Raw genomic sequence first — 366 nt, forward strand, 5'->3', positions numbered from 1 at the left:
CACTGATTGAACGCCAGCACTAAAAGGTGGTGAATTCGTTGACGGCTGCTGGCCCGTGTTGGTGGGTGTATTTGATTCGGACTTCCGGAAATGCCTTATATTGTGGCATTAGTACGGACACTGAGCGCCGTTTGAAGCAGCATCAGCAAGGACAAGGCGCTAAAGCATTAAGAGGCAAGGGGCCACTGACTTTAGTGTGGCAGTATGCGGTTGGCTCCAATAAGAGCCAAGCGTTGCAGTTGGAATATCAGATTAAGCGTTTGAATAAAAAGGACAAAGAGAGCCTAGTTGCCGGAACTTGCTCTCTGGATCAATTAACTTATACTCCTTCTACTTGAAATTGCAGCGGTGTTGGCTTCGTTCGTT

1 protein-coding gene is annotated in these 366 nt (G+C 47.5%); it reads left to right on the forward strand.

Annotated elements, in window-relative coordinates:
* The first annotated feature begins 38 nt into the window (after positions 1-38).
* On the forward strand, positions 39-338 hold the full coding sequence (locus B7C60_RS01465; protein WP_099610124.1) for a GIY-YIG nuclease family protein: 300 nt from the start codon (positions 39-41) through the stop codon (positions 336-338).
* Positions 339-366: the final 28 nt, after the last annotated feature.

Source organism: Vibrio fujianensis (assembly GCF_002749895.1).
GTDB lineage: Bacteria > Pseudomonadota > Gammaproteobacteria > Enterobacterales > Vibrionaceae > Vibrio > Vibrio fujianensis.